The organism is Mycetocola sp. CAN_C7, assembly GCF_015752285.1.
Classification (GTDB): domain Bacteria; phylum Actinomycetota; class Actinomycetes; order Actinomycetales; family Microbacteriaceae; genus Mycetocola_A.
Map to the genome: position 1 here is coordinate 519101 of NZ_JADOUY010000003.1, position 13004 is coordinate 532104.

11 protein-coding genes and 3 tRNA genes are annotated in these 13004 nt (G+C 65.2%); 7 read left to right on the forward strand and 7 right to left on the reverse strand.

Going from position 1 to position 13004, the window contains the following annotated elements; translation table 11 throughout:
- The first annotated feature begins 2 nt into the window (after window positions 1–2).
- The gene (locus tag IWX78_RS09190) at window positions 3–902 is read left to right on the forward strand and encodes a hypothetical protein (RefSeq protein WP_334684652.1); all 900 of its coding nucleotides are present in this window, start codon (window positions 3–5) and stop codon (window positions 900–902) included.
- 74 nt (window positions 903–976) lie between these two features.
- On the opposite strand, the gene IWX78_RS09195 is transcribed toward IWX78_RS09190, so the two are convergent.
- From IWX78_RS09195 to IWX78_RS09225, 7 genes are all read right to left on the reverse strand, one after another.
- Window positions 977–2323 (reverse strand): phenylacetate--CoA ligase family protein, encoded by a 1347-nt coding sequence (locus tag IWX78_RS09195; protein WP_196833213.1) that lies wholly within the window; start codon window positions 2321–2323, stop codon window positions 977–979.
- A 41-nt stretch (window positions 2324–2364) separates the two neighbouring features.
- Window positions 2365–3321, reverse strand: coding sequence for a hypothetical protein (locus IWX78_RS09200; protein ID WP_196833214.1), 957 nt, complete (start codon window positions 3319–3321; stop codon window positions 2365–2367).
- Between the two features lie 132 nt (window positions 3322–3453).
- Window positions 3454–5841 carry an ATP-binding cassette domain-containing protein gene (locus IWX78_RS09205; RefSeq protein WP_196833278.1) on the reverse strand — a complete coding sequence of 796 codons (2388 nt, stop codon included), beginning with the start codon at window positions 5839–5841 and terminating at the stop codon, window positions 3454–3456.
- 166 nt (window positions 5842–6007) lie between these two features.
- Window positions 6008–6080 (reverse strand) — tRNA-Phe (locus IWX78_RS09210).
- A 61-nt stretch (window positions 6081–6141) separates the two neighbouring features.
- Window positions 6142–6215: transfer RNA gene (locus IWX78_RS09215), tRNA-Asp, on the reverse strand.
- A 35-nt stretch (window positions 6216–6250) separates the two neighbouring features.
- Window positions 6251–6323, reverse strand: a tRNA-Glu gene (locus IWX78_RS09220).
- A gap of 163 nt (window positions 6324–6486) precedes the next feature.
- The gene (locus tag IWX78_RS09225) at window positions 6487–6981 is read right to left on the reverse strand and encodes an inorganic diphosphatase (RefSeq protein WP_196833215.1); all 495 of its coding nucleotides are present in this window, start codon (window positions 6979–6981) and stop codon (window positions 6487–6489) included.
- Window positions 6982–7024: 43 nt separating this feature from the next.
- Here IWX78_RS09225 and tilS point away from each other — a divergent pair, with 43 nt between their 5' ends.
- From tilS to IWX78_RS09255, 6 genes are all read left to right on the forward strand, one after another.
- Window positions 7025–8098 carry a tRNA lysidine(34) synthetase TilS gene (gene tilS / locus IWX78_RS09230; RefSeq protein ID WP_196833216.1) on the forward strand — a complete coding sequence of 358 codons (1074 nt, stop codon included), beginning with the start codon at window positions 7025–7027 and terminating at the stop codon, window positions 8096–8098.
- Between the two features lie 9 nt (window positions 8099–8107).
- The gene (gene hpt, locus IWX78_RS09235; RefSeq protein ID WP_196833217.1) at window positions 8108–8659 is read left to right on the forward strand and encodes a hypoxanthine phosphoribosyltransferase; all 552 of its coding nucleotides are present in this window, start codon (window positions 8108–8110) and stop codon (window positions 8657–8659) included.
- 130 nt (window positions 8660–8789) lie between these two features.
- A complete protein-coding gene (gene ftsH / locus IWX78_RS09240) occupies window positions 8790–10790 on the forward strand; it encodes an ATP-dependent zinc metalloprotease FtsH (protein WP_196833218.1) in 2001 nt (666 codons plus the stop codon).
- A gap of 29 nt (window positions 10791–10819) precedes the next feature.
- Window positions 10820–11401, forward strand: a complete 582-nt coding sequence (folE, locus tag IWX78_RS09245) for a GTP cyclohydrolase I (protein ID WP_196833219.1) — start codon at window positions 10820–10822, stop codon at window positions 11399–11401.
- Window positions 11394–12221: a dihydropteroate synthase gene (gene folP / locus IWX78_RS09250; RefSeq protein ID WP_334684653.1), complete on the forward strand. Its 828-nt coding sequence runs from the start codon at window positions 11394–11396 to the stop codon at window positions 12219–12221. Before folE ends, folP begins: the two co-directional genes overlap by 8 nt.
- Window positions 12222–12349: 128 nt before the next feature.
- On the forward strand, window positions 12350–12976 hold the full coding sequence (locus IWX78_RS09255; protein ID WP_196833220.1) for a biotin transporter BioY: 627 nt from the start codon (window positions 12350–12352) through the stop codon (window positions 12974–12976).
- The last annotated feature ends 28 nt before the right edge of the window (window positions 12977–13004 follow it).

Here is a 13004-nt window from a genome sequence, read left to right on the forward strand (position 1 = left end):
CCGTGGATCGTTTATTGCTCGGAGACAACCAATTCTTCGGAGTCAACCACATGTCCGAGGAGAAGGCGCGGGCGCAGGCCGTGCGCTTTCAGGAGACCAGTGCCATCATCGACGTGATCGATGCGGCGTACGCCGAGGGCATCCGTACCTTCATGTGTACGACGCACGAGCGCATCGCTGAGGTCGCCGACCACGTGCGTGCCCACCCGGAGCGTTACCCCGACTACCAGTTCTATCCGTGCATGCCGTACGCCCACAAGTACGCGAACGCGGTGTCCGAGTACGGCATGCTCGGGGCGCTCAAGGCCTTCCTCCCGGACGAGGGTTTGCTGAACGCCGCCATGAGGGGCGGCAAGTCCATCGCCACGAAAGACATCGAGGGGATCATCACCCTTCTGGTTGACGCCGAGATGAAGATGTTCCGCGGGCTCTCCACGCCGGTGATCTTCCTTCAGAACGTCGTGGTCGACCTTCTCCTCGGCCTCGGTTTCGTCGATGCCTTCCGGATGTTCGCCGATCACGTGCGGTCACGCTACGGTGCTGAGCCCGGCTTCATCACCATGAACCTGCCGCGGCTCCTCCAGATCCTCGACCGAGCCGGAATCGAGCAGCCCATCGTCAGCTCGAACATCAACAAGATCGGCTTCCGGGTGTCTGGTGGGGCCGAGGCATACGACACCGCGCTGGCGAGCGGGCGGTTCCGTCCGATCGCGATGTCCGTTTTTGCCTCGGGGGCCATCCCGCCGCGTGAGGCGCTCGAGTGGATCCACGAGCAGCCGGGCATCGAGTCCATCGTCTTCGGAGCGTCATCGGCTACCCACATCAAGAGCACCGTCGACATCGTCCGAGAGCTGTGGCCGGAAGACCACGCCGTATCCGCGGCCGGGTTTGCCCGGGCCTGACCCGCCCCTGCACGCAGACGAGGCGCCGCGTCCGGTGGACGCGGCGCCGCTTGTATCGGTGTCTGTCCGCGCTGTCAGGACGCCACAGGAGCGGCGACATCGCAAACGACGGTCCTGGCTTTGCCCCGGTCATGGGCGATGAACTCGACAGGCTCGAGGATCACCGGGACAGCGTGCTCCACGATCACGGCGAGCCGCTCGGCGGCATCAGCCACGGCCGACTCGGCGTCGGCACTGTCCCCCTTCACATAGCGGAGGGCGATCGTGTAGTCGGCGCGCTGGTGGATCTGGAACTGGCGGACGGCATCCGGGCGGGCGTTGAACAGAGCATTCAGCCCGCCGGCGACGCTCAGCCCGCTGGGCAGGCGCAGCACGTCGGAGATGCGCCCCGAGATCGGCGCGATGCGGGTCAGGGACATACCGCAGGCGCACGGTTCGTCGATGATGGATGTCAGGTCGCCGATCTCGTAACGGATGAGGGGGAAGACACGATTGCAGAGGTCGGTGATCACGACGTTGCCCAGAGTGCCTGGCGGGACCGGTTTCCAGTCGTCGTCGGTGATCTCGAGCGTCCTGAGGTCCGACAAGACGTGGAGCGCGGATCGCTCCGAGCACTGCGCGGCAATCCACGGCACCTCTGCCGTCCGGTACTGGTCGTACACCGGGGCGCCGAGGACTGATTCGATGAACGTCCGCTGCGACGGCGTGATAGGGGCAGAGGTGACGCCGATCGCGTGTGGCGCATGGATAGACAGCGAGTGTTCGAAAACGTAGGAAGCGAACTCGTGCACGCCGCCGATGTACCCGTTGAGAAGCCTCGGCATGACCTCCGTCCAGGTCTCGTGGAACTGTTCCATTGAGGCCGGGGACATTGCACGGGAGTCGAGCACGAGATGACGGCTCGGCCACCACTCCAGGGCTTCCCGTCTCTGCGTTGCAGCTGTCCGGCGCTCCCGGTGGATGAAGGCCATGTCCTCCCACGGTTCGATCCCCCACCAGCGGTAGACCCGCCACCACATGGCGGCCACTGGGGCCCGTCGGTCGTGCAGCAACGCGACAGGGACGCCGGTGCTCCCGCCTGTCGCGCTCGTCAGCCGGCGTGACGGCGGGACACCCTCGGCGAGGAAATCGCCCTGTCGCTCGCGCAGATCTGCCTTTCGAACGACCGGGAGGCTCTCGAAGATGTCGGGGTCGAAGAGATCCCGACGGTTGATCCCCGCCTCTCGATAGCGATCGCGATAAAACGGGGTGGTGTCGAAGGCGTATCGGACCAGGTCCATCGTCGCTGTGTGTTGCCGTCGCGCGGCCATCTCGGGGTCGAGCCGCTCGCCGGTGCGCAGGGAGCGGTCGACCGCTCGGATGCCCCGCTGAGCGACTCGGGTCTTGAGGCCGAAAGCGGTCGATGCGAAACGTGCGGTCACGGGGGCCTCCGGGTGCGATGAGTGTGGAGCGGTGCCAGGTGTCAGCGCGTGGACCCTGAGCGCGGAAGGATCAGCTCGGAGCGGTCGGCCCCGGTCTCCAGCCGATCATCGCCGAGGATCAGGGTCCGTGGCGGTACCCAGTTCGTCTTTTTCGCGTCACCCGTCGTGCGGTCGGGCGTGGTCCTGGTGGGGCGGATGCCCGGCATCGGCCGCTTCGCGGTCACCGGTTCTGGTTCCGATACCTCGGGTTCTTCGGCGCTGGCACGGAGCCGACGCCGACCGTACAGCAGGGCGCAGAACGATCCGAGGAACAGGCCGATGAAGAGACCGCCGGCGACGAAGACGGGCAGCGACGGCCGGGTCGATGATGACGGCTCGACGGCGGGGCTGATCAGCGCGCCGGAGTAGAAGGTCGTCGAGGTCAGCGACGCCTGATTGTTTTGGAGAGACGCGATCTGCGTTTGCAGCGTCTGGGTGTTTTCGCTCGTCGGATCGGTCGTTGCCAGTTGCGTCTCGAGCTCGGCGATGCGACCGGACAGGAACGTGATGGCATCCGCTACGACGGCCTCAGCGTTGGCGACGCGTCGCTCGCTGTATGCGTTGGCGATCGCATTGGCCTGCTGGGCGGCAGTCATCGGGTCCTCGGCTGTGACGGTGAACGCCAGAACCTGTGATCCTTTGGGGACGGAGACGACGACGCCATCGGACAGTTCGCTGATCGTCGTGGCGCCAAGCTCTTTCGCTGCCAGGGCGAGCACCTCGCTCGACGTGGCGACGACGCGTTCTGTTTCCATATTCACGCCGCTGCCTGTTCCCTGGGTCGTTGAACTGACGGTCAGGGGTTCGACGGTCATCATGGCCGTCGCCTCGAACTTCTGCGGCCACATCTGGAACGCACCGAGCGCGATGACGGCGAATGCGAGAGCGCAGGCGACAAGCAGAAGCCACCCGCGCGCGATACTGCGGTACAGGTCTTCCAGCGTCCATGCATTTTTCATGGGACGTCCCCTCGATCGATAAACATGACTATACGTCACGTTTTGAGGCGGCCGTGCCCCCAGATTGCGGTGCAAAATCCGGAAAATGCCTGACGCGCCACCCGTTCGGGGGTCGGGATCGTGCGTCGCGGGTCAGGCGCCGATGTAGCTCGCCAGGTGGGTACCCGTGAGAGTCGATCTCGCGGCGACGAGATCGCCAGGGGAGCCCTCGAAGACGACCAGTCCGCCGTCATGGCCTGCTCCTGGGCCAAGATCGATGATCCAGTCGGCGTGGGCCATGACGGCCTGATGGTGCTCGACCACGATGACGGACTTGCCTGAGTCGACGAGGCGGTCGAGCAGGCCGAGCAGATTCTCGACGTCGGCCAGGTGGAGGCCCGTCGTCGGCTCATCGAGCACGTAGATCCCACCCTTCTCCGCCATCTGGGTGGCCAGCTTGAGCCGCTGCCGCTCACCGCCGGAGAGCGTCGTGAGGGGCTGGCCGAGGCTGATGTAACCGAGCCCGACGTCGGCCAGCCTGGCGAGGATCGCATGGGCAGCCGGTGTCCGCGCGTCACCGGCGCCGAAGAACTCTTCGGCTTCGGTGACCGACATCGCGAGGACCTCGCTGATATCGCGTCCGCCGAGGCGGTACTCGAGGACCTCGGCCTGGAACCGTTTGCCTTCGCACACCTCACACGGGGACTCGACCGTGGCCATCACGCCGAGGTCGGTATAGATGACTCCTGCACCGTTGCAGTTGGGGCAGGCGCCCTCGGAGTTGGAGCTGAACAGGGCGGGCTTCACTCCGTTCGCCTTCGCGAACGCCTTGCGGATCGGCTCGAGCATCCCGGTGTAGGTCGCCGGGTTGCTCCGGCGCGACCCGCGGATGGCTCCCTGATCGATCGAGATCACGTTTTCGCCCGCCGGGATCGAATGATGAACCAGTGAACTCTTGCCCGATCCGGCCACACCGGTGATGACAACAAGGACGCCGAGCGGGATGTCGACGTCGACATTCCGCAGGTTGTGCGCGGTCGCACCTCGGATCCCGAGTGCGCCGTTCGGCGTTCGGGTGGACGATTTCAGGGCGACCCGGTCGTGGAGATGGTGCCCAGTGAGCGTATCGCTGCCCTGGAGGGCGTCGAGGGACCCCTCGAAAGTGATGGTGCCGCCGGCGGTCCCTGCACCGGGGCCGAGGTCGATGACATGGTCGGCGATTGCGATCATCTCCGGTTTGTGCTCGACGACGAGCACCGTGTTGCCCTTGTCGCGCAACTGCAGGAGCAGGCGGTTCATGCTCTCGATGTCATGTGGGTGGAGGCCGATGGTCGGTTCATCGAACACATACGTCACATCAGTGAGCGATGAGCCCAGGTGCCGGATCATCTTGGTGCGCTGGGCCTCGCCGCCGGACAACGTTCCAGCCGGGCGGTCGAGGGACAGATAGCCCAGCCCGATCTCGACAAAGGAGTCGAGCGTGTCCTGCAATGCGACGAGTAACGGAGCGACCGATGGCTCGTCGAGGTCGCGAACCCACGAGGCGAGGTCGCTGATCTGCATTGCGCAGGCTTCCGCGATGTTGATCCCCGCGATTTTCGAGGATCGCGCACCTTCGTTGAGCCTGGTCCCGCCGCACTCCGGGCAGGTCGTGAAGGTGACGGCGCGGTCGACGAAGGCGCGGATGTGCGGCTGCATAGCCTCACGATCCTTTGAGAGCATCGACTTCTGCACCCGGGGAACCAGCCCCTCGTAGGTCATATTGATATCGCCGATCTTCACCTTCGTCGGCTCGTGGTAGAGGAAGTCATCGAGCTCCTTCCTCGTGTAGTTCCGAATCGGCTTGTCCGGGTCGACGAATCCCGATCCGGAATAGATCTTCACGCCCCAGCCGTCTGCCGTGTAGCCGGGGATGGTCAACGCGCCGTCGTTGAGGGACTTCGAATCGTCATAGAGCTGGCTCAGATCGATGTCATTCACCGTGCCCATGCCTTCGCAGCGCGGGCACATCCCGCCGGTAATCTCGAAGCTTCGGCGTTCCTTCGTCGTCCGTCCGCCGCGTTCGAGCGTGACGGCTCCGGCCCCGCTGATCGATGCGACGTTGAACGAGAATGCCTGTGGCGAGCCGACATGCGGCTGACCGAGCCTGCTGAAGACGATCCGCAGCATCGCGTTCACGTCTGTCGCCGTGCCGACCGTCGAGCGGGAGTTTGCTCCCATGCGTTCCTGGTCGACGATGATCGCTGTGGTCAGACCTTCAAGCACATCGACATCCGGTCGGGCCAGGCTCGGCATGAAACCCTGCAGGAAAGCGCTGTACGTCTCGTTGATCATGCGCTGGGATTCGGCGGCGATGGTCCCGAAGACGAGAGAACTCTTGCCGGAGCCGGAGACACCGGTGAAGACGGTCAGTCGTCGTTTCGGAATGACGACACTGATGTCTTTGAGGTTGTTCACCCGGGCGCCATGCACCCGGATGAGGTCGTGGCTGTCGGCGGCGCGACGCCCGGCCGACCGGGGAGAGGACTCCTCGTCGGTCATCGCATCCGTGCTCGTCGCATCCTCGCTCATCGTGCCTCCATCTGTGTGTGCGGGAGGAACGACGTCGACTGTGACGGCGATGCCCGCTCGAACTCATCAGGTCGAGCATACGGGGGCAGTTAACTGAAGAAACCCCCATCATGTAGAAGCTAGACAGGGGTTTCCGTGGCTCCGACGGGCGTCGATCCCGTGACCTCACGATTTTCAGTCGTGCGCTCTACCAACTGAGCTACAGAGCCCAACGGCTATTGGCCGCTGGAAGGGAAAAAGCCCTCCCTTTCGGAAGGGCTCTTGCCTCAGCGACCCTGACCGGACTTGAACCGGCGACCTCCGCCGTGACAGGGCGGCGCGCTAACCAACTGCGCTACAGGGCCTTACTTTTTACTTGTTTACACTCTAGTAGCTAACGTGACCCCAACGGGATTCGAACCCGTGCTACCGCCGTGAAAGGGCGGCGTCCTAGGCCACTAAACGATGGGGCCGTGAGCCTGTGAGGGCTCCGTAACTACCGAGAAGTAAGCATACGGGTCGATTCGCGATTTGCCAAAACGAGCTCGGTCGGTCGGAAAAGCCAGCTCCTGACGCACCGAAACCCCACGGCCGGAGAGGCAGTGGGGCTTCGGTGTTCGCGAGAAAAGCGGATGCCTAGTGGCTTCCTTCTTCACGGAGCTTCACGATGCCGGCTTCGACGATCGCCTCGGCTTCGGCGGCGTCGCCCCAGCCCTCGATCGTCACCCATTTGTTGGGTTCGAGGTCCTTGTACCTGGCGAAGAAGTGCTCGAGTTCCTTGCGGGTCTGCTCGGGGACGTCGGTGATGTCCTGGATGTGTGACCAGCGAGGGTCCTTGTACTGGACACAGACGACCTTCGCGTCTGAGCCGGCCTCATCGGTCATGTTGAGCACACCGACCGGGCGCACCTTGATACCGACACCCGGGAACACCGGGTACTCGAGAAGGACGAGCGCGTCGACGGGATCACCGTCGAGTCCCAGCGTGTTCTCGAAGTAGCCGTAGTCGACCGGGTAGCTGAAAGCGGTGAACAGAACGCGGTCCAGGTAGACGCGACCGGTTTCGTGGTCGACCTCGTACTTGTTGCGGCTGCCCTTGGGAATTTCTACGACGACGTCGTAATCGGCCATGAGTGGTTCTCCCTAATCTGAAAGTCTGCAATAACGTTACTTGATGCCTCCACAGGACCTGCCACACCGCCCACCGCTCAGCCCGGCGGTAGCCGCCGTGCGCCTCGCGGTGCGCGAGGCGGTGCAGGCGGCGGTGAGCGAGGGCGACTCCGTGCTCGTCGCTCTGAGCGGTGGGCCCGACTCGCTCGCGCTGGCCGCGGCCACGGCCTTCGAGGCGCCGAAGCTCGGTGTCCGCGCCGGAGCCGTCATTGTCGACCACGCCCTGCAGGACGGGTCGGCGGAGGTCGCTGAGCACGCCGCTGAGACCGCTCGGGCTCTTGGATTGTCTCCGGTGATCGTGAGTCGCGTCGAAGTCTCGTCGACGAACGGTCCCGAAGCAGCAGCACGGGACGCGCGTTACCGTGCGATCGCCGCCGTCGCGGACGAGGCTGGGGCAGACCGGGTCCTGCTCGGCCACACCCTCGACGACCAGGCCGAAACCGTGCTCCTCGGACTGGCCCGTGGCGCAGGCGCCGGAAGTCTCAAAGCGATGGCGGCCGTCTCAGGGCGCTACCTGCGGCCGCTGCTCGGCATCCGTCGGTCGGTCACCACCGCTGCCTGCGCCGCTGACGGGATGCTGCCGTGGACGGACCCGCACAACTCCGATCCCGCTTTCACCCGAGTGCGCGTCCGCGATACCGTGCTCCCTGTCCTCGAGCGCGAGATCGGACCTGGGATCGCTGAGGCGCTTGCCCGGACGGCGGAGCAGCTCCGTGAGGACGCCGAAGCGTTCGACGCGATGATCGATGAATTCATCGAGGAGATCTGCGAGCCGGCAGAGGCCGGTATCGCGGTATCCGTGGCGTCGCTCGCTGCGAACCCCGCGGCGATCCGCAACCGCATCATCCGTCTGGTGGCCCGCAGCGAATTCGGCCAGTCCCTCTCCCGCGTCCACACCGTGACGATCGCCGGCCTCGTCACGGACTGGCATGGCCAGGGACCGATCGACGTGCCGGGCATCCGCGTCTCCCGCCAGGACGGACGCCTTGTCTTCACGGCGAGGGGTGAGCAGGCGGATCCGTCGCTGGAGCAGGGGGCGGCGGACGAGGGTGCATCGGGCGGCGCGAAGCATCCGTAGACTCAAATCATGGAATCGAGCGACATCTCACGCGACCTCACGACCATCCTCGTCACCGAGGAGCAGATCCAGGAAAAGCTGGCCGAACTGGCCGCCAGGATCGATGCGGACTATGCAGGCAAAGACCTGTTGCTCGTCGGTGTTCTCAAGGGTGCCGTCATGGTCATGGCCGACCTCTCCCGCGCGCTGACCAGCCACGTGTCGATCGACTGGATGGCCGTCTCGTCGTATGGTGCAGGCACGAAGTCGAGCGGCGTCGTCCAGATCCGCAAGGACCTCGACTCCGACCTCACCGACCGCCACGTACTCATCGTCGAAGACATCATCGACTCGGGTCTCACCCTGTCGTGGTTGCTCGACAACTTCGCTTCACGTGGGGCAGCATCCATCGAGGTGTGTGCGTTGCTCCGAAAACCGGATGCCGCGAAGGTCGAGATCGACTGCAAGTATGTCGGTTTCGACATTCCCACCGACTTCGTCGTCGGGTACGGCCTGGACTTCAACGAGCGCTACCGAAACCTGCGCGACGTCGCCGTTCTCGCTCCGCACGTCTACGCCTGAGCCCGGGGCGTTCCCCCTGCGGCGAACATAGAGGCGTCGCCCAGCATTCTGGCGATAGCCTTGTCGTCACGGGGCGTCAGACGCTTCGCCGTCCCTTCAGAAAGGTCTTGGGCATCCGCTCATCCGCACTATGAATTTCAAGCGCATCTTCAAAGGCCCGCTGCCTTACATCCTGATCGCCATCATCGTATTCTGGGTCGGCTCGAGCCTGCTCAACGTGAACGGTTTCCGTGAGGTGTCGACCGACCACGGGCTGGAACTTCTGCAGGACGGCAAAGTCGACGAGGTGATCCTGACCGAGGGCGACAACCGTGCCGACCTCACTCTGGCGAAGGCCGACGGTGACAACGGCACCATGGTGCAGTTCTACTACCTGACCGCGCGAGCAGACGATGTCGTCGCCGCCGTCGACGCTGCCGCCCCGAGCGAGGGCTTCACCGACAAGGTGCCCCAGCCGAGCTGGTGGCTCTCCGCGCTCGGGCTGCTTTTGCCGCTCCTGCTGATCGGTGTCTTCTTCTGGATCATGCTGTCGAGCATGCAGGGCGGCGGATCGAAGGTCATGCAGTTCGGCAAATCGAAAGCCAAGCTTGTCTCGAAGGAATCACCGAAGGTCACCTTCGCGGACGTCGCCGGGAGCGACGAGGCGATCGAGGAACTCGAAGAGATCAAGGACTTCCTCAAGGAGCCCGACCGGTTCCAGGCCGTCGGAGCGCGGATCCCGAAGGGCGTCCTGCTGTACGGCCCTCCCGGAACCGGTAAGACCCTTCTCGCCCGCGCCGTCGCCGGTGAGGCCGGAGTTCCCTTCTATTCGATCTCCGGTTCCGACTTCGTTGAGATGTTCGTCGGTGTCGGCGCCAGCCGGGTGCGCGACCTGTTCCAGCAGGCGAAGGAAAACTCACCGGCGATCATCTTCGTCGACGAGATCGACGCTGTCGGTCGTCACCGCGGCGCCGGCATGGGCGGCGGGCACGACGAACGCGAGCAGACCCTCAACCAGCTCCTCGTCGAGATGGACGGCTTCGACCCCAAGGCGAACGTCATCATGATCGCCGCGACGAACCGCCCGGACATCCTCGACCCTGCCCTGCTTCGCCCCGGCCGCTTCGACCGTCAGATCGGCGTGGACGCGCCCGACCTCAAGGGGCGCACAAAGATCCTCGAGGTGCACGCCAAAGGCAAGCCCATGGCCGAGAGCGTCGACCTCGACGTCATGGCGCGCAAGACGCCAGGCTTCACCGGTGCAGACCTGGCCAACGTCCTCAACGAAGCGGCGCTGCTGACCGCGCGATCCAACGCGCAGATCATCGACAACCGCGCCCTTGACGAAGCCGTCGACCGCGTGATGGCCGGCCCTCAGCGTCGCAGTCGGGTGATGAGGGACCAGGAGAAACTCATCACCGCCTACCACGAAGGCGGGCACGCTCTCGCTGCAGCGGCGATGAACAACACCGATCCGGTCACCAAGGTGACCATTCTGCCGCGTGGCCGTGCGCTGGGCTACACCATGGTGCTGCCACTCGAAGACAAATACTCCGTCACCCGCAACGAACTTCTCGACCAGCTCACCTACGCCATGGGCGGCCGCGTCGCCGAAGAAATGGTGTTCCACGATCCGACGACCGGGGCCTCGAACGACATCGAGAAGGCCACGGGGATCGCCCGCAAGATGGTCACCGAGTACGGCATGAGCGCCAACGTCGGAGCGATCAAGCTGGGCCAGTCGAGCGGTGAGGTCTTCCTCGGCCGCGACATGGGACACCAGCGCGACTACTCAGAGCAGATCGCCGAAACCGTCGACTCCGAGGTGCGCGTGCTGATCGAGCAGGCGCACGACGAAGCGTGGCAGGTGCTCAATGACAACCGCGTCATCCTCGACCGTCTCGCCGCCGAGTTGCTTGAGAAGGAAACCCTCGACCACAACCAGCTCGCCGAGATCTTCTCCGACATCCGCAAGCTCCCGCCGCGACCGCAGTGGCTGTCGAGCACCAGCCGGCCCGTCTCCGAGCAGCCGCCGATCGCGGTCCCGGTCTCCAAGGCACCCATCGATCCCGGAGTCACAGACGGTGGCGTTCAGAGCGATTCGACGCCAGCCCGTGCCCCGCAGGTGAACCCCCGCCCGGCGACGGCCTGACCTCGATGAGTGCGGCCGAGGAGAACGGGATGGACACCGGCAGGATCGAACGGGCCGTCACCGAACTCCTGCTGGCGATCGGTGAAGACCCTCACCGGCCGGGCCTGGTGCGCACCCCGGCGAGGGTCGCCGAGGCATACACGGAGTTCTTCGGCGGGCTGAACACCGACCCGCTCGTACACCTGGCGGATGCCGTCGCGCTCGGCGACGGCGGACCGGGCGAAGCGGTCGTGGTACGAGACATCGCCTTCCGCTCGGTCTGTGAACATCACCTGTTGCCGTTCCTCGGTGTGGCACACATCGCCTACCTCCCCAGCGACCGGATCGTCGGCCTCGGCCGGCTGCCCGCAGTGGTCAGCACGCTCGCAGCGCGGCCGCAACTGCAGGAACGGCTGACGGAAGAGATCGCTGACGCGATCGAGAGCGGTCTCTCCGCCCGCGGCGTCCTCGTCGTTCTCGACGCCAGCCACGGCTGCGTCGTCGCGCGCGGTTCGAGGCAGACCGGGTCGTCGACCCTGACCCTCGCAAGCAGGGGCGAACTCACCGATCCGGTCAGGCGGGCAGAGATCGTCGCACTGATGGGCCGGGGCGACGCCGCGCTCCATGACTGAGCCCACCGGGCGAGACCGGATGCTCGTGATGGGCATCCTCAACGTCACTCCCAACTCGTTCAGCGATGGTGGTCGTTACCTCGACCACGCTGCCGCCATCGACCACGGCAGGCAGCTGGCGGCCGACGGCGCCGATGTGATCGATGTCGGCGGCGAGTCGACCCGGCCGGGCGCCTCACGCATCGGCAGTGCCGAAGAACAGCGTCGGATCCTGCCGGTGATCCGCGCGCTTGCCGCAGACGGCATCCGCATCTCGGTCGACACGATGAACGCGGACACGGCCGCAGAAAGCGTCGCTGCCGGTGCCGCGATCATCAACGATGTCTCCGGCGGGCTCGCCGACCCGCTGATGGCCGGAGTCGCCGCACGGACAGGCGCACTGTTCGTGCTCAGCCATTGGCGGGGGCACAGCGCCGAGATGGAGTCGCAGGCCAGCTACGGCGACGTGGTGTACGACGTGATGAGCGAACTCACCGCACAACTCGCCGCCGTGGTCGCCGCAGGCGTCGATGCGAAACAGGTCGTTCTCGATCCGGGCCTGGGCTTCGCCAAGACCGCGGAGCACAACTGGGAGATCCTGTCGCGGCTGCCTGAACTTCAGGCCATCGGATCGCCCGTCCTCGTCGGAGCGTCCCGCAAACGGTTCCTCGGCGCCCTTCTGCCCGAGTCGGCGTCGATTCTCGACCGCGACCTTCCCACCGCCGTCGTCAGTGCGTTGCTCGCCGACGCCGGCCTCTGGGGTGTCCGTGTGCACGATGCTCGGGCGACGGTCGTCGCTCTCGACATCCACCGGCGGCTGGGAAGCACGCGTGGTCGGTGATTGTTGGAGGAATCCTTCACAGATCTCCGGCTTGCTCTGCGTCGACCTGACAACCCGGCAGGCGCGCGAATGCGGATAGTGTGTTCAGCGGTGCCACATTCCCGGCCCCAGCGCACACAGGAGAACGAATGACGACTGCAACGCTTGCCTCACCGAAACTGACCCTCGCCGACCGCGTCGTCCCGCGCAGCGTCGTGAACAACGTCGCTCTCATCGCGACCGGTGTCGCGGTGGTCAGTGCGACAGCGCTCATCGAGATCCCGATGTGGCCGGTGCCGGTATCCGGGCAGACGCTCGGTGTCATGATCGTCGGCGCAACGCTCGGCGCGTGGCGCGGAGCGGCCTCGCTCCTCAGCTACATGCTCCTCGGACTTGCCGGGCTCCCGATCTTCGCCGGCGGGACCGGTGGGCTCATCGCCCTCGCCAAGCCGTCGTTCGGCTTCATCATCGGATTCATTGCCGCTGCAGCCTTCATCGGCTGGCTCGCCGAGCGCAACTGGGACAAACGACCGGGCCTCTCCCTCTTCGCCTTCCTCGGTGCGAGCCTCGTGCCGTTCCTCTTCGGCATCCCATACATGGGCATGATTCTCGGCACGATGGGGCTCCCGACCGACATCGGCTCACTGCTCGCCTTCGGCTTCTACCCGTTCATCCTCGGCGGAATCGTGAAGTGGCTCATCGCCGCGTCCGTTCTCCCGCTGGCGTGGCGCATCGTGAAGTCGGTCGACGACCGCAAAGACGCGTCAGCGGCATAAGCGGCGCGGTCAGCCCGACCCGGCGTCA

Bases quoted from the DNA above. Each gene is read 5' to 3' on its own strand.
- IWX78_RS09200 (WP_196833214.1), bottom strand. From the start codon at position 3,321: ATGAAAAATGCATGGACGCTGGAAGACCTGTACCGCAGTATCGCGCGC.
- IWX78_RS09205 (WP_196833278.1), bottom strand. From the start codon at position 5,841: ATGACCGACGAGGAGTCCTCTCCCCGGTCGGCCGGGCGTCGCGCCGCC.
- IWX78_RS09225 (WP_196833215.1), bottom strand. From the start codon at position 6,981: ATGGCCGATTACGACGTCGTCGTAGAAATTCCCAAGGGCAGCCGCAAC.
- tilS (WP_196833216.1), top strand. From the start codon at position 7,025: ATGCCTCCACAGGACCTGCCACACCGCCCACCGCTCAGCCCGGCGGTA.
- hpt (WP_196833217.1), top strand. From the start codon at position 8,108: ATGGAATCGAGCGACATCTCACGCGACCTCACGACCATCCTCGTCACC.
- ftsH (WP_196833218.1), top strand. From the start codon at position 8,790: ATGAATTTCAAGCGCATCTTCAAAGGCCCGCTGCCTTACATCCTGATC.
- folE (WP_196833219.1), top strand. From the start codon at position 10,820: ATGGACACCGGCAGGATCGAACGGGCCGTCACCGAACTCCTGCTGGCG.
- folP (WP_334684653.1), top strand. From the start codon at position 11,394: ATGACTGAGCCCACCGGGCGAGACCGGATGCTCGTGATGGGCATCCTC.
- IWX78_RS09255 (WP_196833220.1), top strand. From the start codon at position 12,350: ATGACGACTGCAACGCTTGCCTCACCGAAACTGACCCTCGCCGACCGC.